Source organism: Pseudomonas sp. GW821-FHT05D12, from assembly GCF_059419825.1.
The window spans coordinates 45,584-66,243 of sequence record NZ_JBWKSN010000005.1 but is presented as its reverse complement, the minus strand read 5'-3'; the positions used below and the strand labels follow the sequence as shown (position 1 = coordinate 66,243).

Below are 20,660 nucleotides of genomic sequence, written 5' to 3'. Positions count from 1 at the left end.
CGATGACCATGAAAGTACTCGTTATCGCCTCCCTAGCACTGTTCAGCAGTTGTTCGATCAGCGCCGCTGAAACCGACCTGGTCAAGCAGGGCGAATACCTGGCCCGCGCCGGTGACTGCGTGGCCTGCCATACCGCCAAAGGCGGCAAGCCATTCGCTGGCGGCCTGCCGATGGAGACCCCGATCGGGGTGATCTATTCCACCAACATCACCCCGGACAAGACCGGCCTGGGTGACTACAGCTTTGAGGACTTCGACAAGGCCGTGCGCCACGGCGTCGCCAAGAGCGGTAGTACGCTTTACCCGGCAATGCCATATCCGTCCTATGCGCGCGTCAGCGAAAGCGATATGCAGGCGTTGTATGCGTACTTCATGAAGGGCGTCGAGCCGGTCGCGCAGGAGAACAAGGACAGCGATATTCCGTGGCCCCTGAGCATGCGCTGGCCGTTGGCGGCGTGGCGCTGGATGTTCGCCCCCGAGGTGGCGGACTACCAGGCAGCGGCGGGTGCCGACCCGGTGATCAGCCGCGGTGCCTACTTGGTTGAAGGCCTCGGCCACTGCGGCGCGTGCCATACGCCACGGGCGCTGACCATGCAGGAAAAAGCCCTGAGTGCGACTGACGGCAATGCATTCCTGTCCGGCAGCGCGCCGCTGGAAGGCTGGATCGCCAAGAGCCTGCGCGGCGACCACAAGGACGGCCTCGGCAGTTGGAGCGAGGAGCAACTGGTGCAATTTCTCAAGACCGGTCGCAGTGATCGCAGCGCGGTGTTTGGCGGCATGAGCGACGTGGTCGTGCACAGCATGCAATACATGTCGCAGGACGACCTGACCGCTATCGCTCGCTACCTCAAGAGCCTGCCGGCGGTGGACCCCAAGGATCAGCCGCACGCCTACGACAAGCAGGTGGCCGAGGCCTTGTGGAAGGGTGATGACAGCAAGCCGGGCGCGTCGGTGTATATCGACAACTGCGCGGCCTGCCACCGGACCGACGGCCATGGATACACGCGGGTGTTCCCGGCGCTGGCGGGCAACCCGGTGGTGCAGACGGCGGATGCCACTTCCTTGATCAACATCGTGTTGAACGGCGGCACCTTGCCGGCGACGCACACGGCACCGTCGACCTTCACCATGCCGGCCTTCGCCTGGCGTCTGTCGGACCAGGAAGTGGCGGATGTGGTCAGTTTCGTTCGCGGCAGCTGGGGCAACAAGGGCGCGCCGGTCAAGGCCAGCGACGTGGCGGACTTGCGCAAGAGTGATATGCGCACGACCTCGGGCGATGACCTGGGCCAAGTGACGCAAAAGCACTGATCCTGCCCTGACCGCCAAACGGCACTGGTCAGGAACCTCGCGCCTCGATACTGTATATAAAAACAGTATCGAGGCGCTTTCATGTCTACTCCGCTGCCGCCCCGGGGTCGGGGCACGGCCACCAACCTGCACAACCGCTTTGCGCCGACCGTCAGCGTGGTCGAGGACGACGGCTGGTTCCAGGAAGTGCCGCCGACCCAGGGCACTGAAGTGCGCATCGAAACGGCCAAGAGCATCATCACCCGCAACAACTCGCCGGATCTGCCGTTCGATCGCTCCATCAACCCGTATCGGGGCTGCGAGCATGGGTGTATCTACTGCTATGCGCGGCCCAGCCATGCTTACTGGGATATGTCGCCAGGGCTGGATTTCGAAACCAGACTGATCGCCAAGACCAATGCCGCCGACGTGCTGGAACAGCAGCTGTCGAAGCCCGGCTACGTGTGTGCGCCGATCAACCTGGGCTCCAATACCGACCCGTACCAGCCCATCGAGCGCGAGTACAGGATCACCCGGCAAACCCTCGAAGTGTTGCTGCGTTATCGGCACCCGGTGACCATCATCACCAAGGGGTCGTTGATCCTGCGGGATCTCGACCTGCTCACCGAGCTGGCCCGGCAGCGCCTGGTCGCCGTGATGATCAGCCTCACCAGCCTGGACGATGAGCTCAAGCGCATCCTGGAGCCGCGTACGGCGGCGCCCAAGGCGCGGTTGCGAGCGATTCGGGTGATGCGCGAGGCGGGAATCCCGGTCGGCGTGTTGTGTTCGCCGATGATCCCGATGATCAACGACAGCGAGTTGGAAAGCCTGCTCACCGAAGCCCACGCCGCTGGCGCCCAGAGTGCGGCCTACATGATGTTGCGCCTGCCGCTGGAGGTGGCGCCGTTATTTGAGGAGTGGCTGGCGGCGCATTACCCGCAGCGCGCGGCCCATGTGATGAGCCTGGTCCGCCAGGTGCGCGGCGGCGAGGTGTATGACAGCCGTTTCGGCGTGCGCATGCGCGGCGAGGGGCCGTTTGCCGATTTGCTCGCCCAGCGTTTCAGCAAGGCGATCAAGCGCCTGGGGCTTAACCGACGGGAAGGGTTTAATCTGGATTGCACCGCGTTTTGCCCACCGGGCAGGCAGATGGCATTGTTGTAAACTGTAGAGGCGTATCCTGCTTTCCAGTAGGAATAGTCGCGTTTTGACATCACTGAAACCCGCGGTCTAGAGCGGTTCATTCAGTTTGAGTTAAGTTTCGGCGGTTACCTTGTTCAGCGAGTGACTGATGAGTCGCAAGCCGGGTTTTTGGATGTTTACAACTATTCCAATGGCCCGGCGTCGAACTTGCCTGCAAGCTCCCCCTGCATTAATCAAGAGGATGAATCATGAGTGACAAGGATAAACAGCCGTTGGCTGCGTCGGCTTCTGCCCCTCAGGTCGCGGAATCCGCCGATGCAGCGCTAAAGCACATCGTCGACGGCTTTTTGCATTTCCATCACGACGTCTTCCCCCAGCAGGAAGAACTCTTCAAGAAACTCGCCACGGCCCAGAGCCCACGGGCGATGTTCATTACCTGCGCCGACTCGCGCATCGTGCCGGAGCTGATTACCCAGAGCTCGCCTGGTGACCTGTTCGTGACGCGTAACGTCGGCAACGTAGTGCCGCCCTATGGTCAGATGAACGGGGGTGTTTCCACCGCCATCGAGTACGCCGTGCTCGCCCTGGGCGTGCAGCACATCATTGTGTGCGGGCACTCCGATTGCGGCGCCATGCGCGCGGTACTCAACCCTGAGAGCCTCGAGAAGATGCCCACGGTCAAGGCCTGGCTGCGGCATGCCGAGGTCGCCAAGACCATGGTCCACGACAACTGCGACTGCGCCAATGAAGGCGAGAGCATGAAGGTGCTGACCGAAGAAAACGTCATCGCCCAGTTGCAGCATTTGCGCACCCACCCTTCCGTGGCATCGCGCATGGCCAATGGTCACCTGTTCATCCACGGTTGGATCTACAACATCGAGACCAGCGAAATCCGGGCTTACGACGCGGATCAATCGACGTTCCGACCGTTGGGCGGCGAAGGCCCGATTCCTTCCGCGACGCCTAAAGCGCGCTTCTAACACACTTCCCTGCCGGGTAAAGCGGTGGCTGCCATGGACGCAGCCAGGCTTTGCCGCGCCCGGCGAATGCCTCGGGAGAGTCATCATGCGTGCTGCTCAATTGAAAGCTGTACTGCCACGGGAGCTGCTTGCGTCCGTGGTTGTGTTTCTGGTCGCCCTGCCGTTGTGCATGGGCATTGCGATTGCTTCGGGCATGCCGCCGGCCAAGGGCCTGATCACCGGGATCATCGGTGGCCTGGTGGTGGGTTGGCTGGCAGGTTCGCCGCTGCAGGTCAGCGGTCCGGCGGCGGGCCTGGCGGTATTGGTGTTCGAACTGGTGCGCCAGCACGGCATGCTGATGCTCGGGCCGATCCTGTTACTGGCCGGCTTCCTGCAGTTAGTGGCTGGACGTTTGCGCCTGGGCTGCTGGTTTCGTGTCACGGCGCCGGCGGTGGTGTACGGGATGCTGGCGGGGATCGGGGTGCTGATTGTGCTGTCGCAGGTGCATGTGATGCTCGACGGTGCCCCCAAGCCATCGGGGCTGGATAACCTGGCCGGCTTCCCGGCGGCGCTGGTCGAGGCCATTCCGACTGTTGGCGGTGGCCTGGGTTGGCAGGCCGGTTTGCTGGGGCTTTCGACGATGCTGGTGATGTACCTGTGGGACAAGTTCCGCCCGCAAACCCTGCGCTTTGTACCAGGCGCGTTGTTGGGCGTAGGCCTGGCAACGGGTGCCAGCTTGTTGCTGGCGTTACAGGTCAAGCGCGTGGAGGTCCCGGAAAACCTGGCCGATGCCATCGACTGGCTGCGTCCCAGCGACCTGCTGAACCTGGCCGATCCACAACTGTTGATCGCCGCGTTCGCCGTGGCGTTTATCGCCAGCGCCGAAACCTTGCTGTCTGCGGCGGCTGTCGATCGCATGCACAGTGGGCAGCGTTCTGATTTTGACAAGGAATTGTCCGCTCAGGGTGTAGGCAACATGCTATGTGGCCTGGTCGGCGCCCTGCCGATGACCGGTGTGATCGTGCGCAGTTCGGCCAACGTACAGGCGGGCGCCACCACGCGCTTGTCGGCGATGTTCCACGGGCTGTGGCTGCTTGCGTTCGTGCTGTTGCTCTCGAGTGTGCTGCAAAGCATTCCGGTGGCGAGCCTTGCGGGTGTGCTCGTGTACACCGGCATCAAGCTGGTCGACGTCAAGGCGTTCCGGGCGTTGGGACGCTATGGGAGGATGCCGATGTTCACTTATGCGGCGACGGCGCTGGCGATCATCTTTACCGACCTGCTGACCGGCGTACTGGTGGGTTTCGGGCTGACGCTGGTGAAGCTGGCCTTGAAGGCGTCGCGCTTGAAAGTCAGCCTGGTCGACCTGCCTCAGGCAGGTGAAATGGAGTTGCGCCTGACTGGTGCGGCGACCTTCCTGAAAGTGCCGATGCTGACCCAGGTGCTGTCGACGGTACCTGCGGGAACCACGGTGCATGTGCCGCTGAGTAACTTGAGTTACATCGATCATTCCTGTCTGGAGCTGCTGGAAGAATGGGGCCGGGCGAATGCCGCCAAGGGCTCGACGCTGGTGATCGAGGCACGTGGGTTGAAGCGCAGGCTGGAAGGCCGGGTGCGTACGACGGTGGGAATCGGTTCGGCGCCTTCTGCTGGCTGACGAAACCGGATCAAAAAAGTGGCAGCGGGCTTGCTCGCGAAGGCGGCGGATCAGTCAAATATTCAGTGACTGGCACGCCGCCTTCGCAAGCAAGCCCGCTCCCACATTTGTTCTGCGTCAGGCTAAAGCGTTACGCCGGCTGTTCCAACGCCAACTCAACCCCCAACTGGCGCGACAGGCACGGCCAGCGCTTCCATGCAGCTTCTGTGTTGGGGCTCTTGAGGGTTTCGCGATAGGCCTCGACTGACTCCAGCGCAAAGCTCTCCTCGTTGAGCATTTCATCTACCGCCAGGTGCACGGCCTCATCCAGCTGGTTGGCGAATTCTTCGCCGATCAGCTGGTGGGCAATCAGGTTGGCTACGGTGGTGTCGGCCGGAATCAACGGCTGGCCGAAATGCTTGATATACAGATCGTTGACTTCTTCCACCAGGCGATGGGCCAGGTAGGCCTCGTCGAGCAAGCCGTCCAGGCCTTCGTGACCGGCCAGGATCGCCGGCGGTTGCAGGAAGAAATGCTCGGCGATTTTCAGCACCGGCTTGATCTGGCTTTCGATACCGGCTTCGCGGGCCACGTCGTTGGCGGCTTCCAGCAGGTCCGGGACGAGCTCAATGTAGGCGGTGACAAAACGGGTCATGACAATCTTGCGATCACCGTCAGCCAGGGAAATGGCCGAATGCAGGTGCGGCAATTGTTTTTCCAGTTGCTGGGCAAGCTGGCCAGTGCTGGCTTCGTGTTGATGGGCACGGGAAATCTGCTCGCGCAATGCGGCGGTGTTCATGAAAGCTCCAGTGAAGCAGGCGTAGGAAAAGGGAGAGGATAAGGTAGCTCGTTTATACGAGCGCCTAAGACGCATTTGTCATAATTATTTCATGGTTATGCACGTGCGTTATATCGAATTGCCATCGTTCGTCGGATAAACGATTCCGCCCCCGGTTTTATTGGCTTCGAGCAGTCATTTTTGCTCATTTGCCCCTACACATTGCGGGGTTGCAGAGCCTGTCTATACTCGGATTTGTACGCGATTAGCTGATGACGCCAGACTGCATGAGCAGGCAAGGCTAAGCGGTTGTAGGCAGTATGGAAGCCGCTCCCTTCGACGCAGGTGCAAACCGGCGGGATAACAAGAACGATAAGGGGAACCCGCAATGATGCGACATCCACACGTTTGGATGGGCCTCCTGTTGTGGTCGGTATTCGGCCAGGCGCACGCCGCCTGGACAACGAATATGGCGCCAGGGGCGACTGAAGTCAGTCACGCTGTGTTTGACCTGCACATGACCATTTTCTGGATCTGTGTGGTGATCGGCATTGTTGTGTTTGGCGCGATGTTCTGGTCGATGATCGTTCACCGCCGGTCCACGGGCCAGGTCGCGGCCAAATTCCACGAGAGCACCACCGTGGAAATTCTCTGGACCGTGGTGCCCTTGCTGATTCTGATCGCGATGGCCATCCCGGCGACCAAGACCCTGATCAATATCTACGACAGCAGTGAATCGGACATCGATATCCAGGTCACCGGCTATCAGTGGAAGTGGCATTACAAATACCTGGGCCAGGACGTGGAGTTCTTCAGCAACCTGGCCACGCCCGCCGAGCAGATCCATAACCAGGCGGTCAAGGGCGAGCATTACCTGTTGGAGGTCGACCAGCCACTGGTGCTGCCGGTGGGCGCCAAGGTACGTTTCCTGGTGACCGCCGCCGACGTGATCCACTCCTGGTGGGTGCCGGCCTTTGCGGTCAAGCGTGACGCCATCCCCGGCTTTGTCAACGAGGCCTGGACCCGTATCGAGAAGCCCGGCATCTACCGCGGCCAGTGCGCCGAGTTGTGCGGCAAGGATCACGGCTTCATGCCCATCGTGGTCGAGGTCAAGTCCAAGGCGGACTACGACACCTGGCTCAGCGAACGCAAGGAAGAGGCGGCCAAGCTCAAGGAGCTGACCTCCAAGGAGTGGACGCTGGAAGAGCTGGTGGCGCGCGGCGACAAGGTCTATCACACCACTTGCGTGGCCTGTCACCAGGCCGAAGGCCAGGGCCTGCCACCGATGTTCCCGGCGCTCAAGGGCTCGCCGATTGCCACCGGGCCCAAGGAAGATCACCTGCACCGCGTTTACTTCGGCAAGCCCGGCACCGCCATGGCGGCGTTCGGCAAGCAGCTCTCGGAAGTGGATATCGCCGCGGTGGTGACCTACGAGCGCAATGCCTGGGGCAATAACAAAGGCGACATGGTCACGCCTAAAGACGTGCTGGCCATCAAGCAGGCGGAAAGCAAATGACGTCCTTCATTGCGTATGCCCCGAACCGCCCCGCCCACTCGCTTGCAGGAGAACGGCCATGAGCACTGTGATCGACGACCATGGCCACGCCAGTGACCATGCCCACGGCCCCGCCAAGGGTTTGATGCGCTGGGTGCTGACCACCAACCACAAGGACATCGGCACGATGTACCTGTGGTTCGCCTTCACCATGTTCCTGCTCGGCGGTTCGTTCGCCATGGTGATCCGCGCCGAGTTGTTCCAGCCCGGCCTGCAGATTGTCGAGCCGGCGTTCTTCAACCAGATGACCACCATGCACGGCCTGATCATGGTGTTCGGCGCGGTGATGCCAGCGTTCGTCGGCCTGGCCAACTGGATGATTCCGCTGATGATCGGCGCGCCGGACATGGCCCTGCCGCGCATGAACAACTTCAGTTTCTGGCTGTTGCCGGCGGCGTTCCTGTTGCTCGTGTCGACCCTGTTCACTCCGGGTGGCGGGCCGAACTTCGGCTGGACCTTCTACGCGCCCCTCTCCACCACCTACGCGCCGGAAAGCGTGACCTTCTTCATCTTCGCGATTCACTTGATGGGTATCAGTTCGATCATGGGCGCGATCAACGTGGTCGCCACCATCCTCAACCTGCGCGCCCCCGGCATGACCCTGATGAAGATGCCGTTGTTCGTCTGGACGTGGCTGATCACTGCCTTCCTGCTGATCGCGGTGATGCCGGTGCTGGCCGGTTGCGTGACCATGATGCTGATGGACATCCACTTCGGCACCAGCTTCTTCAGTGCTGCCGGCGGTGGCGACCCCGTGCTGTTCCAGCATGTGTTCTGGTTCTTCGGCCACCCCGAGGTGTACATCATGATCCTGCCGGCCTTTGGTGCCGTCAGTTCGATCATCCCGACGTTCTCGCGCAAGCCGCTGTTCGGCTATACGTCGATGGTATATGCCACGGCGAGCATCGCGTTCCTGTCGTTCATCGTGTGGGCGCACCACATGTTCGTGGTCGGCATTCCGCTGGTGGGCGAGTTGTTCTTCATGTACGCCACGCTGCTGATTGCAGTACCGACGGGGGTGAAAGTATTCAACTGGGTCAGCACCATGTGGCAAGGCTCGCTGACCTTCGAGACACCGATGCTGTTTGCCGTGGCCTTCGTGATCCTGTTCACCATCGGCGGCTTTTCCGGGCTGATGCTGGCGATTGCCCCGGCGGACTTCCAATACCACGACACCTATTTCGTGGTGGCGCACTTCCATTACGTACTGGTGCCCGGTGCGATCTTCGGCATCTTCGCCTCGGCCTACTACTGGCTGCCGAAATGGACCGGCCACATGTACGACGAAACCCTCGGCAAGCTGCACTTCTGGCTGTCCTTCATCGGCATGAACATGGCGTTTTTCCCGATGCACTTCGTCGGGCTGGCTGGCATGCCGCGCCGTGTGCCGGACTACAACCTGCAGTTCGCCGACTTCAACATGGTCTCCTCGATCGGCGCCTTCATGTTTGGCGCCACGCAGATCTTCTTCCTGTTCATCGTGATCAAGTGCATCCGTGGCGGTCCGCCTGCGCCGGCCAAGCCCTGGGATGGCGCGGAAGGCCTGGAGTGGAGCATCCCCTCGCCAGCGCCCTACCACACCTTCACGACGCCGCCGGAGGTCAAGTGAACAGCTTGGCGCGGACTGCCAGGGTCTCCTGTGGGAGCTGGCTTGCCTGCGATGAGGGCCTGACAGTTGATGGATTGGGTGACTGGTACACCGCTATCGCAGGCAAGCCAGCTCCCACAGAAAAGCCAAGAGCGGGTGATCGTCATGCTTGAGTCGATCCCCACCAAGCGCCTGGTCACCCGCCTGCTGATCCTGGTGGTGGCGATGTTCGGCTTCGGCTTTGCGCTGGTGCCGATCTACGACGTGATGTGCAAGGCATTCGGTATCAACGGCAAGACCGCCGGGCAGTACGAGGGCGAGCAGGTCGTCGACCCCACGCGGCAGGTGCGGGTGCAGTTCCTGTCGACCAATGCCATCGACATGGTCTGGGAATTTCATTCCAAGGCCGATGAGGTGGTGGTCAATCCGGGGGCGGTCACCGAAATGCTGTTCGTGGCCTACAACCCTACCGACAAAGCCATGACCGCCCAGGCCGTACCGAGCATTTCCCCGGCCGAAGCGGCGATGTACTTCCACAAGACCGAATGCTTTTGCTTCACCCAGCAAGTGCTGCAGCCAGGCCAGCGCATCGAAATGCCGGTGCGTTTCATTGTCGACCGCGACATGCCCAAGGATGTGAAGCATTTGACCCTGGCGTACACGCTGTTTGATATCACTGCGCGCCAACCGCCGGTGGCTGTCCATAGCGGCGGCTAGCTACTGTTTGCCCGCTCAATCAGGAGAGCGAATACATGTCGACTCATGATACGTACTACGTACCAGCGCAAAGCAAGTGGCCAATAATTGCTACCCTGGGCATGCTCATCACGGTGTACGGCCTGGCTGTGTGGTTCAACGACCTGAAGGCGGCGCGCCCGGAATCCCACGGCCCGTGGATCTTCTTCGTCGGTGGCCTGCTGCTGGCCTACATGTTGTTCGGCTGGTTCGGCGCGGTGATCAAGGAAAGCCGCGCCGGTTTGTACAGCCCGCAGATGGACCGCTCGTTTCGATGGGGCATGACCTGGTTCATCTTTTCCGAGGTGATGTTCTTTGTCGCGTTCTTCGGTGCGCTGTTTTACGTGCGGCACATGTCCGGCCCCTGGTTGGGCGGCGAAGGGCACAAGGGCATCGCGCACATGCTGTGGCCGAACTTCGAGTTCACCTGGCCGCTGCTCAACAACCCTGACCCGAAAATGTACCCCGCTCCGGAGGGCACCATCAGCCCGTGGGGCCTGCCGCTGGTCAACACGATCTTGCTGGTCAGCTCCAGCGTGACCATCACCCTGGCCCACCATGCCTTGCGCAAAGGCCATCGCGGCGCGCTGAAAATCTGGCTGGCGCTCACGGTGCTTCTGGGTTGGGCGTTCCTGGGCTTCCAGGCCGAGGAGTACATGCATGCCTACAAAGAGCTCGGCTTGACACTGGGTTCGGGTGTGTACGGCGCGACGTTCTTCATGCTCACCGGCTTTCACGGTGCCCACGTGACCATCGGCACAATCATTCTGTTTGTGATGCTCATGCGCATCCTGCGCGGGCATTTCAATGCGGAGCACCAGTTTGGTTTCGAGGCCGCCAGTTGGTACTGGCACTTTGTGGATGTGGTGTGGATCGGGCTGTTTTTCTTCGTCTACGTGCTGTAGCGCGCCTTACCACGGTGCATGCGATACCAGCTGGCCGCTGAAAAAGCCCCAGGCGATCAGCCCCACGGTGATCGCGGCCAGCACCACACGCACAGTCAAGGCAGTGACGAGGCGGTTGGAGTTGCCCTCGTCCTTGACCAGAAAGAACAAGCCACTGAACAGGCTCACGACAGTCGCGATCAGCATCAGGGCAATGACGGCTTTGAGCATGGTCTGGCTCCAATGGGATGGGCGGGCAATGAAAACAAGTATAGCCAGCGCCATGAAACGCTTTCGCCCAGGGCTCGCACCGACATTGGTGGTGCTCGTGTTGCTGCCGTTGATGGTGGGCCTGGGGTTCTGGCAGCTGTCTCGGGGGCATGAAAAACAGCTGCTGGTGGACAGTTATGCCGAGCGGCGGGTGGCCGATCCCGTCAGCAGCACACAACTGAGCGAGATGGCTGATCCGGCTTTCCGCCGGGTCCGTCTGCGCGGGCAATTCGACGCCGAGCACAGCGTGTTGCTGGACAACCGCATGCGCGATGGCAAGGCCGGCGTAGAGCTGCTGCAACCCTTTCACGACCAGGCCAGCGGCCTGTGGTTATTGCTCAATCGTGGCTGGCTGCCCTGGCCCGATCGGCGCACCCCGCCGGTGTTCACCACACCTCAACAGCCGGTGAATCTCGACGCCTGGGTGTACGTCGCACCGGGTGAAACCTTCCAATTGCACGCCGACCCGACGAGCGCGCAATGGCCGCGCTTGCTGACCGCCCTGCACCCCGGCGCGCTGTGGGCCGAGCTTGGGCGTAGCGGTTTTGCCTACGAGCTGCGCGCCGAAGCTGGCCCTGGTACGTACGAAATCACCTGGCCCATCGTAGCCATGGGCCCGGAAAAGCACCTGGCCTACGCGGTGCAGTGGTTCGCCATGGCATTGGCGCTGCTGGCCCTTTACCTCTACCTCGGATGGCACAACACAAAGGAGAAGCACCATGGGAGCGGCCATGAATCCACTCAACATGTCTGAACCGCTCAATCGGCGTAAAGGCCGCTGGCAGCTGATCCTGATCCTGATGATGGTGATCGGCCCGATGGCGCTGGCCACCTTCATGTACAAGCTGCAGTTCTGGGTGCCGGACAACCGCAGTTACCACGGCGAACTGATCGGCAACGGCCAGACCCGCGCCGATATCGGCGTGCAGGCGGATGAAGAGCGCTGGCAACTGCTGGTCACGGCGCCCACGGCCTGCGCCGCCGATTGCCAGCAACTGGTGTACCTGGCGCGCCAGCTGCAAATCAGCCTCGGCCGGGATGCATCGCGCGCCAGCCACGCCTTGGCCAGCGCGCAGCCGGTGAGCACCGACTACGAGGCCAAGCTCAAGGCTGAATATCCACAACTGCAGCGCTACTCCCTGGACCTGTCGACCTTCACCAAGGACGCCGCCGCGCCGGGCGATGCGCAACTGTGGATCGTCGACCCGCACGGCAACCTGGTGCTGCGCTACGACGCCAAGGTCAAGGGCAAGGACTTGCTCAACGACCTGCGCCATCTGCTGAAACTGTCGAACATCGGATAAGGGCATCGTCATGGCCAAGCCTGGATTTCGCCTCGCGTTGTTTGCCACCCTGCTGGCGCTGATTGTGGTGCTGCTCGGCGCGTATACGCGCCTGACCCACGCCGGTCTCGGTTGCCCGGACTGGCCGGGTTGCTACGGCTTTATCAGCGTGCCCAAGACCGAGGCCCAACTGGCGCATGCCGAGCTGCATTTCCCGGACACGCCGGTGGAGGCGGACAAGGGCTGGGCCGAGATGACCCATCGCTACTTCGCCGGCACCTTGGGCCTGCTGATCGTGCTGCTGGCGGCGCGTTCGTGGAGTCATCGACGTGATCCGGGCCAGCCGGTGAAGCTGCCGTTATTTGTATTGGCGGTGGTGTTCGCGCAGGCGGCCTTTGGCATGTGGACGGTGACGTTGAAGCTGTGGCCCCAGGTGGTCACGGGGCATTTGCTGGGCGGTTTCGCGACCTTGAGCCTGTTGTTCCTGCTGACCCTGCGCCTGTCTGGAGTGCTGCCCGCGTTGATCGTGCCCAAGCGCCTGCAATATTGGGCGACGGCTGGCCTGGTGCTGGTGATCGGCCAGATCGCCCTGGGCGGCTGGGTCAGTTCCAACTATGCGGCGGTGGCCTGTATCGATTTGCCTACCTGTCACGGCCAGTGGTGGCCGGCGGCGGACTTCGCCAATGGTTTCCACCTGACCCAGCACATCGGCCCCAATTATCTCGGCGGCCAGCTCGACAGCGATGCGCGAACCGCCATCCATCTCACCCATCGCATCGGCGCGGTGTTGGTCACCCTGGTGTTGCTGGGGCTGGCCTGGCAGCTGCGCGCGGTGGGCATGACGCGGCTCGCGGGCCTGTTGTTGATTGCCCTGGCGGCGCAGATCGGCCTGGGCCTGAGCAATGTGTATTTCCATCTGCCGCTGCCGGTAGCCGTCGGCCATAACGCCGGGGGCGCGGCGTTGCTGCTGACCCTGGTGCTGGTCAATTACCACGCGCGTACCAGCCTGGTACGGGTGCGCAACCAGCTGCCGTTCGGCTGGCGGTTTATTCCGCGCAAACAGGTGTCAGGCCTGATCACCCTTAAAGGAGAGATGCCATGGCGACCTTGATTGGCGCGCGTCACGGCCAGGCGATCTGGCGTGACTACCTGGAGCTGACCAAGCCGAAAGTGGTGGTGTTGATGCTTATCACCTCGCTGGTGGGGATGTTCCTCGCTACCCGCGCCGGCGTGCCATGGGCGGTGCTGATTTTCGGCAATCTGGGCATTGCCCTGTGTGCCGGCGGCGCGGCGGCGGTCAATCATGTAGTGGATCGGCGCATTGATGCGGTGATGGCGCGCACGCACAAACGGCCGATGGCCGAAGGGCGGGTATCGCCGGTGGCGGCGCTGGCTTTTGCAGGCTTTCTGGCGGTTGCAGGCCTGGCCTTGCTGCTGGCGTTCACCAACCCGCTGGCCGCCTGGCTGACGCTGGCTTCCCTGCTCGGCTATGCGGTGATCTACACCGGTTTTCTCAAGCGCGCGACGCCGCAGAATATCGTCATCGGCGGTTTGGCGGGGGCCGCGCCGCCGTTGCTGGGTTGGGTCGCCGTCACCGGCCATATCAGCGCCGAACCCCTCCTGCTGGTGTTGATCATCTTCGCCTGGACCCCGCCGCATTTCTGGGCCCTGGCCATCCACCGCAAGGAGGAATATGCCAAGGCCGATATTCCGATGCTGCCGGTCACCCACGGCGAGCACTACACCAAGGTGCATATCCTGCTCTACACCTTCGTCCTGCTGGCGGTGAGCCTGATGCCCTACGTCATCCACATGAGCGGGCTGCTGTACCTGGCCTGTGCATTGGTTTTGGGCGGACGCTTTCTGCAATGGGCCTGGGTGCTGTACCGTGGCGCTCAGCCGCACGCGGCGATCAACACGTTCAAGTACTCTATCGCGTACTTGTTCCTCCTGTTTATCGCCCTGCTCGTAGACCACTACTTACTGTTGAACCTATGACTCGAACTCAAAAAACCGTCTTTATCCTGGTGGCCATCGTCGCGTTGATCATGGGCCTGACCGTCAACAAAGTGCTCTCGGGCAAAGGCCAGGGCGACCCGACCGCGCTGATCGACGCCGGTATCATCCTGCTGCCGCAGAGCCGTCAGCTGCCGCCGGTGAGCATGACCAACCAGGACGGCCAGCCGGTGGTGGTCAATGAGTTGAAGGGCAAGTGGAGCCTGCTGTTCTTCGGCTACACCTTCTGTCCGGACATCTGCCCTACCACCCTCGCCCAGCTGCGCCAGATCAAGAGCGAGCTGCCCAAGGAGGCGGTGGATAAGCTGCAGGTGATCCTGGTCAGCGTCGACCCGAACCGCGATACCCCGGCCCAGCTCAAGCAGTACCTGGGCTACTTCGATCCGCAGTTCGAAGGCCTGACCGGCGCGAATGTGGACGATGTGCAGAAGGTCTCGAATGCCGTGAGCATCCCGTTTATCCCGGCCGATACCAGCAAGCCCAACTACACCGTCGACCACAGCGGCAACCTCGCGCTGATCGGTCCTGACGGCACACAGCGTGGATTTATCCGCGCACCGTTGAACAACCAGAAGCTGGTGGCGCAATTGCCAGGATTGTTGAAGCGTCCATAAGCCCGGCGCTTCTACCCGCGGCCTTTTAGAAACCCTGATCTGCGGGCAACCCAAAAACAAATGTGGGAGCGGGCTTGCCCGCGAAAGCATCGGTTCAGTCACTGATAAGTCGACTGACACTGCACTTTCGCGAGCAAGCCCGCTCCCACATTTTTTGCTCTTCGGTGTTTCGAATCAGAACGCCGGCAGGATCGCGCCTTTGTACTTCTCGAGGATGAAGGCTTTCACCTCAGGCGTGTGCAGGGCTGCAACCAGCTTCTTCACGGCGTCCGAGTCTTTGTTGTCTTCGCGGGTCACCAGGATGTTCACGTAAGGCGAGTCATTGCCTTCGATCACCAGCGCATCCTTGGACGGATCCAGCTTGGCTTCCAGCGCGTAGTTGGTGTTGATCAGCGCCAGGTCGACCTGGGTCAGCACGCGCGGCAGGGTGGCGGCTTCCAGTTCGCGGAATTTCAGGTTTTTCGGGTTGGCGGTGATGTCCTTGATGGTCGACAGGATGTTGGTCGGGTCCTTCAGGGTGATCAGGTTGTGCTTGGCCAGCAGCAACAGCGCACGGCCACCATTGGTGGCGTCGTTCGGGATCACGACGTTGGCGCCACTTGGCAGCTCTTCCAGCTTCTTGTACTTGCTCGAGTAGGCGCCCAGGGGCTCCAGGTGCACCGCGCCGACGCTCACCAGGTGAGTGCCCTTGGCCTTGTTGAACTCATCCAGGTACGGCTGGTGTTGGAAGAAGTTGGCATCCAGGCGCTTCTCGGCCACCTGTACGTTGGGCTGCACGTAGTCGGTGAAGACTTTGACCTGCAGGTCCACGCCTTCTTTGGCGAGGGCAGGCTTCACGAATTCGAGGATTTCCGCGTGCGGCACCGGCGACGCGGCGACCGTGATGGTCTCGGCGGCGTGGGCGGAAAACGCGGCAACGGCGGCGAAAGCAACCAGTAGTTTTTTCATCCAACAAGCTCCTTGTTCGGACATCTGCCGGCAGTTGGCCGGCAATGGCCGTTATTTTCGAGAAAAGTGCACCACCAGCTTGTCGCCGACGGTTTGCAGAATTTGCACCAGCACTAACAGCATCACCACGGTGACCACCATCACATCGGTCTGGAAACGCTGGTAACCGAAGCGGATCGCCAGGTCGCCCAGGCCACCGGCACCGACCACGCCGGCCATCGCCGTGTAGGAAACCAGTGTAATCGCCGTCACCGTGATCGCCGCGAAAATGCCCGGGCGGGCTTCAGGCAGCAGGGCGTTGGTGATGATCTGGCGGGTGCTGGCCCCCATGGACTGAGTGGCTTCGATGATGCCGCGGTCCACTTCACGCAAGGCCGTTTCCACCAGGCGCGCAAAGAACGGCGTGGCGCCCACCACCAATGGCGGAATGGCGCCTGCCACGCCCAGCGAAGTCCCGGTGATCAGCACGGTGAACGGGATCATCACGATCAGCAGGATGATGAACGGCAGCGAACGCAGAATGTTCACGATCAGCGACAGCAGTGCGTACAGTCCTTTCTGCTCGAACAGTTGGCGCGGGCTGGTCAGGAACAACAGCACGCCCAGCGGCAGGCCCAGCACGACGGTAAAGAACAGCGAACCGAACAGCATGGTCATGGTGTCGCCGGTGGCCAGCCAGATTTCGGACCAGTCGATATTGGCGAAGAAACTCAACAGGACTTCCATTAGCGCAGCACCTCCATGTGGACGTCAGCGGCGGTGAAGCGCGCAAACGCGGCTTCCATATCGCCACCCGTGACGGCGAGGGTCAGTTGCCCGTAGGGGATGTCTTTGATGCGGTCGATACGCCCGGCGAGGATGCTGTAGTCCACACCCGTTTCGCGGGCGACGGTACCCAGCAGCGGCGCGTAGGTCGCTTCGCCCTGGAAGGTCAGGCGCACGATGCGCCCTGGCACGTGAGCGAAGTCATCACGCTGCTCGCTTTCGTCAACCTGCTCGGACTCCTGCACGAAACGCTTGGTGGTCGGGTGCTTGGGGTGCAGGAACACATCGGCGACCGAGCCCTGCTCGACGATCACGCCGGCGTCCATCACGGCGACCTGGTCGCACACGCGGCGGATCACATCCATTTCGTGGGTGATTAGCACGATGGTCAGCTTCAGTTCGCGGTTGATCTCGGCCAGCAATTGCAGCACCGAGGCGGTGGTTTGCGGGTCGAGGGCGCTGGTGGCTTCGTCGCACAGCAGGATCTTGGGTTTGGTCGCCAGGGCGCGGGCGATGCCGACGCGTTGCTTCTGGCCGCCGGACAACTGCGCCGGGTACTTCTTGGCGTGATCCGACAGGCCGACGCGGGCGAGGAGTTCGGCCACGCGCTGGTCGATTTCCTTGCGCGACAATTCGCCGGCCAGGGTCAGCGGCAGCGCCACGTTGTCGGCAACGGTCTTGGACGCCAGCAGGTTGAAGTGCTGGAAAATCATCCCGACCTGCTGACGGAAACGGCGCAGGCCGTTGGCGTCCAGTGCAGTGACTTCTTCACCGTCGACATTGATCTGACCGCCGCTGGGCTGTTCCAGGCGATTGATCAGACGCAGCAAAGTACTTTTTCCCGCACCCGAGTGACCAATCAGGCCAAACACCTGACCGTTTTCGACGCGCAGGCTGGTGGGGTGCAGGGCGGGGATTTCCTTACCGGCGACGCGGTAGGTTTTATGGACGTTATGAAACTCGATCACGTAGCGAACCTTGTGGGGCGCATGGAAAAGGGATCAGCGGTTAGCCGGGCGCGCATTTTAGCCTGTCCGTATAGCGTTTCTTAGCATTTATTTCGCATTCAACCAGTGATTTGGCAATAACGCGATCAAAGGTCATAAAAAAGGAACGGTACAAAACCGTGTCAGTCACTACTTAAGCAACTCGATTTCCCAGGTGCCGTGCCTGGGGTTTTGCTCAAACGAGCCGGGGACCGCTCTGGCCACTTTGAATAAGGAGTTTTGTCTGATGAGTACCAAGAAGCCAGCCACCCCGCCGAAGAGTGAACTTGCCGGCACCGATACCCTGGACCGTGGCAACACCAACGCCAAGCTGCAGGCCCTGGAGGAATTCCGCTCCGATGCGACCGGCCAGGCCCTGCGTACCAACCAAGGCGTGAAGATTTCCGACAACCAGAACACCCTGAAAGTCGGCTCCCGTGGCCCGTCGCTGCTGGAAGACTTCATCATGCGTGAAAAAATCACGCACTTTGACCATGAACGCATCCCGGAGCGCATCGTGCATGCCCGCGGTACTGGCGCGCATGGTTATTTCCAGACCTATGAAAACCATTCGGCGCTGAGCAAGGCCGGCTTCCTGCGTAACCCCGAGCATAAAACCCCGGTGTTTGTGCGCTTCTCCACCGTGCAGGGCCCGCGTGGTTCCGGCGATACGGTGCGCGACGTGCGCGGTTTTGCAGTGAAGTTCTTCACCGACGAAGGCAACTTCGACCTGGTGGGCAACAACATGCCGGTCTTTTTCATTCAGGACGCGATCAAGTTTCCCGACTTCGTCCACGCGGTAAAACCTGAGCCGCACAATGAAATTCCAACCGGCGGCTCGGCCCACGATACGTTCTGGGACTTTGTCTCGCTGCAGCCGGAATCGGCGCATATGGTGCTGTGGGCAATGTCCGACCGCGCCATTCCAAAAAGCCTGCGCGCGATGCAGGGGTTCGGCATTCACACCTTCCGGTTGATCAACACCGAAGGTAAGTCGAGTTTCGTGAAATTCCACTGGCATCCAAAAGTCGGCACCTGCTCCCTGGTGTGGGACGAAGCGCAAAAGCTTGCCGGTAAAGATACCGATTACCACCGTCGCGACCTGTGGGAAGCGATTGAAAGCGGCGACTACCCTGAGTGGGAATTGGGCGTGCAGATCGTCGCCGAGGAGGATGAGCACAAGTTCGACTTCGACCTGCTCGATCCGACCAAGATCATCCCCGAAGAGCTGGTGCCGATTACGCCGTTGGGCAAGATGGTGCTTAACCGCAACCCGGACAACTTCTTCGCCGAAGTCGAGCAGGTTGCGTTCTGCCCGGGCCATATCGTGCCGGGTATCGACTTCACCAACGACCCGTTGCTGCAAGGTCGTCTGTTTTCCTACACGGATACGCAGATCAGCCGTCTCGGTGGCCCGAACTTTCATGAGTTGCCGATCAATCGGCCGGTGGTGCCTTTCCACAACGGTCAGCGCGACGCCCAGCACCGCACGGTGATCGACAAGGGCCGCGCGGCCTACGAGCCCAACTCCATTGACGGCGGTTGGCCGAAGGAAACCCCTCCTGCCGCACAGGATGGTGGGTTCGAGACCTATTACGAGCGCGTCGATGCCAACAAAGTGCGTGAGCGCAGTGAGTCGTTCGGCGATCACTTCTCCCAGGCCACGCTGTTTTTCCACAGCATGAGCCACCACGAGAAAGAGCACATCATTGCGGCCTACAGCTTCGAATTGGGCAAGGTTGAGCGCGAGTTTATTCGTGCCCGTCAGGTGAACGAGATCCTGGCCAACATCGATCTGGAACTGGCCAAGCGCGTTGCGCAGAACCTGGGCTTGCCGGCGCCGACCAAAGGCACCGTGCCGCCACGCAAGTCGTCGTTGAAGGAGTCGCCGGCGTTGAGCCAGGTGAACCTGCTGTCGGGCGATATCAAGACACGCAAAGTCGCGATTCTGGCCGCCAACGGCGTGGATGGCGTGGCGATTGCCGCGTTGAAGAAGGCGTTGGAAGCCGAGGGTGCCCACGCCAAGTTGCTGGGGCCGACCTCGGCACCGGTGACAACCGCCGATGGCAAGAGCTTGAAGGTCGATGCGTCGATGGAAGGCATGCCGTCCATCGCGTTTGACGCGGTATTTGTGCCAGGGGGTGCCAAGTCGGTGCAGGCCTTGAGCGGCGACGGTGTGGCGTTGCACTTCCTGTTGGAGGCGTATAAGCACCTGAAGGCGATCACGGTCGCCAATGACGCCAAGCCATTGCTGGATCTGCTGAAGCTGGAGGCGGATGCGGGCTTGATCGTGGGGTCGGATGCGAAAGCGTTCAAGGCCTTCTTTGCGGCGATTGCGCAGCACCGGGTTTGGGATCGCGAGCCGAAGGCCAAGGCGATTCCGGCTTAAACGCTTGGTTGACCGTTAAACCGCTATCGCAGGCAAGCCAGCCCCCACATTTTGAATTGTGAATAGATTCAAATGTGGGGGCTGGCTGGCCTGCGATGCTTTTATTGCGCCTTGCGCGGAATCAGCACAACCTGCGCCGGAATATTCTTCAGAATCTGCCGGTGGATCTTCAGGTCATACCCCGAATCAATTCGCTTCACCCGTTTGGTCAGCAACGTGGCCAACCACGGGTAATCCTGCGTGCGCGGCGCCTGGATGCTCACGTCACACTGGTAATTCACCACGTCGGTAGCGATGGCATCGAGTTGATGGCGCAGCGCTTCAATGTCGGTGAGGTTCAGCGCCACGGTGGTGCTTTGCGCGGCCGGGTCGATGACCTTGGCGGCAGGCTTGGCTTCGGCGGCCTTGAGGGCGGCCTCGGCCTTGTCCAGCTCGGCTTTGCGCGCATGGGTGATGGCGCTGTTGACGCCGCCGGTCAGGGCCGGCGCCTTGGGCATCAGCGCACGGGCACGGCTCAAGGCAGTGGCGGCGGCGTTGACGTCACCTTTTTGCAGCACGATCTGGCTACGCTGCAGGTAGGCCTCGGCCAGCTGACGTTGGTAAGTCTCCAGGGCCGGGTCGTTGGGCGACTGGGCCTGCAACGCGGCCAATTGGTCTTCGGCGGTGGCCAGCTCACTGCTGGCCAGGTTTTGCTCCAGCTGTGCGATGGCCGCAGCGCGCGCGTCCGGGGCCTCGGGGGCGGCGGGCGGTGTGCTTTGACAGGCGCCCAGCAGCAGGGAAAATGCGGCAAGGAGCAGATAACGGGAGGTGAACAGCTTCATTCCTGCGACT

The 20,660-nt window shown here is 61.4% G+C and carries 20 protein-coding genes; 14 read left to right on the top strand and 6 right to left on the bottom strand.

From position 1 onward, the window contains the following. The first annotated feature begins 8 nt into the window (after positions 1 to 8). From AC07SI_RS10615 to AC07SI_RS10600, 4 genes are all read left to right on the top strand, one after another. A complete protein-coding gene (locus AC07SI_RS10615; RefSeq protein WP_495005697.1) occupies positions 9 to 1,307 on the top strand; it encodes a c-type cytochrome in 1,299 nt (432 codons plus the stop codon). Positions 1,308 to 1,388: 81 nt separating this feature from the next. Further along, positions 1,389 to 2,447 carry a PA0069 family radical SAM protein gene (locus tag AC07SI_RS10610; RefSeq protein WP_065902771.1) on the top strand — a complete coding sequence of 353 codons (1,059 nt, stop codon included), beginning with the start codon at positions 1,389 to 1,391 and terminating at the stop codon, positions 2,445 to 2,447. A 227-nt stretch (positions 2,448 to 2,674) separates the two neighbouring features. Then, positions 2,675 to 3,406: a carbonic anhydrase gene (locus AC07SI_RS10605; protein ID WP_065902773.1), complete on the top strand. Its 732-nt coding sequence runs from the start codon at positions 2,675 to 2,677 to the stop codon at positions 3,404 to 3,406. Between the two features lie 85 nt (positions 3,407 to 3,491). Then, positions 3,492 to 5,039: a SulP family inorganic anion transporter gene (locus tag AC07SI_RS10600; protein ID WP_065902775.1), complete on the top strand. Its 1,548-nt coding sequence runs from the start codon at positions 3,492 to 3,494 to the stop codon at positions 5,037 to 5,039. A gap of 130 nt (positions 5,040 to 5,169) precedes the next feature. Here the strand turns inward: AC07SI_RS10600 and AC07SI_RS10595 are convergent, their stop codons facing one another. Next, on the bottom strand, positions 5,170 to 5,817 hold the full coding sequence (locus AC07SI_RS10595) for a hypothetical protein (RefSeq protein ID WP_065902777.1): 648 nt from the start codon (positions 5,815 to 5,817) through the stop codon (positions 5,170 to 5,172). Between the two features lie 367 nt (positions 5,818 to 6,184). Between AC07SI_RS10595 and coxB the strand changes: the two genes are divergently transcribed. From coxB to AC07SI_RS10575, 4 genes are all read left to right on the top strand, one after another. Continuing rightward, positions 6,185 to 7,312 (top strand): cytochrome c oxidase subunit II, encoded by a 1,128-nt coding sequence (gene coxB, locus AC07SI_RS10590; RefSeq protein WP_495005696.1) that lies wholly within the window; start codon positions 6,185 to 6,187, stop codon positions 7,310 to 7,312. Positions 7,313 to 7,370: 58 nt separating this feature from the next. Further along, positions 7,371 to 8,960 (top strand): cytochrome c oxidase subunit I, encoded by a 1,590-nt coding sequence (gene ctaD / locus AC07SI_RS10585; protein ID WP_065902781.1) that lies wholly within the window; start codon positions 7,371 to 7,373, stop codon positions 8,958 to 8,960. A 144-nt stretch (positions 8,961 to 9,104) separates the two neighbouring features. After that, on the top strand, positions 9,105 to 9,656 hold the full coding sequence (locus AC07SI_RS10580) for a cytochrome c oxidase assembly protein (protein ID WP_262135436.1): 552 nt from the start codon (positions 9,105 to 9,107) through the stop codon (positions 9,654 to 9,656). A gap of 35 nt (positions 9,657 to 9,691) precedes the next feature. Further along, entirely contained in the window at positions 9,692 to 10,579 is an 888-nt protein-coding gene (locus AC07SI_RS10575) for a cytochrome c oxidase subunit 3 (RefSeq protein WP_065902785.1), read from the top strand. Between the two features lie 6 nt (positions 10,580 to 10,585). Here AC07SI_RS10575 and AC07SI_RS10570 read toward each other — a convergent pair whose 3' ends face one another. Continuing rightward, a complete protein-coding gene (locus tag AC07SI_RS10570) occupies positions 10,586 to 10,789 on the bottom strand; it encodes a twin transmembrane helix small protein (protein ID WP_065902787.1) in 204 nt (67 codons plus the stop codon). A 28-nt stretch (positions 10,790 to 10,817) separates the two neighbouring features. On the opposite strand from AC07SI_RS10570, the gene AC07SI_RS10565 reads away from it, so the two are divergent. Genes AC07SI_RS10565 through AC07SI_RS10545 form a run of 5 tightly spaced genes read left to right on the top strand, consistent with a single transcriptional unit; the run spans position 10,818 to position 14,741 of the window. Further along, complete coding sequence (locus AC07SI_RS10565; protein WP_282395618.1) at positions 10,818 to 11,582, top strand: SURF1 family protein; 765 nt, start codon at positions 10,818 to 10,820, stop codon at positions 11,580 to 11,582. After that, a complete protein-coding gene (locus AC07SI_RS10560) occupies positions 11,548 to 12,132 on the top strand; it encodes a PA_0111/PP_0108 family redox-active disulfide protein (protein ID WP_065902789.1) in 585 nt (194 codons plus the stop codon). Before AC07SI_RS10565 ends, AC07SI_RS10560 begins: the two co-directional genes overlap by 35 nt. Positions 12,133 to 12,142: 10 nt before the next feature. Continuing rightward, positions 12,143 to 13,222, top strand: coding sequence for a COX15/CtaA family protein (locus AC07SI_RS10555; protein WP_065902791.1), 1,080 nt, complete (start codon positions 12,143 to 12,145; stop codon positions 13,220 to 13,222). Continuing rightward, positions 13,210 to 14,109, top strand: a complete 900-nt coding sequence (gene cyoE, locus AC07SI_RS10550; RefSeq protein ID WP_262135432.1) for a heme o synthase — start codon at positions 13,210 to 13,212, stop codon at positions 14,107 to 14,109. Before AC07SI_RS10555 ends, cyoE begins: the two co-directional genes overlap by 13 nt. Then, positions 14,106 to 14,741, top strand: a complete 636-nt coding sequence (locus AC07SI_RS10545; protein ID WP_065902795.1) for an SCO family protein — start codon at positions 14,106 to 14,108, stop codon at positions 14,739 to 14,741. The genes cyoE and AC07SI_RS10545 overlap by 4 nt, the downstream gene beginning before the upstream one ends. Before the next feature lie 174 nt (positions 14,742 to 14,915). Here the strand turns inward: AC07SI_RS10545 and AC07SI_RS10540 are convergent, their stop codons facing one another. The 3 genes from AC07SI_RS10540 to AC07SI_RS10530 are packed head-to-tail and all read right to left on the bottom strand — an operon-like array spanning position 14,916 to position 17,422. Further along, positions 14,916 to 15,689, bottom strand: a complete 774-nt coding sequence (locus AC07SI_RS10540; protein WP_495005695.1) for a MetQ/NlpA family ABC transporter substrate-binding protein — start codon at positions 15,687 to 15,689, stop codon at positions 14,916 to 14,918. Between the two features lie 51 nt (positions 15,690 to 15,740). Next, complete coding sequence (locus AC07SI_RS10535) at positions 15,741 to 16,415, bottom strand: methionine ABC transporter permease (protein WP_065902799.1); 675 nt, start codon at positions 16,413 to 16,415, stop codon at positions 15,741 to 15,743. Next, positions 16,415 to 17,422 carry a methionine ABC transporter ATP-binding protein gene (locus AC07SI_RS10530; protein ID WP_065902801.1) on the bottom strand — a complete coding sequence of 336 codons (1,008 nt, stop codon included), beginning with the start codon at positions 17,420 to 17,422 and terminating at the stop codon, positions 16,415 to 16,417. The genes AC07SI_RS10535 and AC07SI_RS10530 overlap by 1 nt, the downstream gene beginning before the upstream one ends. Before the next feature lie 244 nt (positions 17,423 to 17,666). Between AC07SI_RS10530 and katE the strand changes: the two genes are divergently transcribed. Continuing rightward, entirely contained in the window at positions 17,667 to 19,829 is a 2,163-nt protein-coding gene (katE, locus tag AC07SI_RS10525) for a catalase HPII (protein WP_264319393.1), read from the top strand. Positions 19,830 to 19,930: 101 nt separating this feature from the next. Here katE and AC07SI_RS10520 read toward each other — a convergent pair whose 3' ends face one another. Beyond that, positions 19,931 to 20,650: a PA5502 family lipoprotein gene (locus AC07SI_RS10520; RefSeq protein WP_065902805.1), complete on the bottom strand. Its 720-nt coding sequence runs from the start codon at positions 20,648 to 20,650 to the stop codon at positions 19,931 to 19,933. Positions 20,651 to 20,660 lie beyond the last annotated feature (10 nt).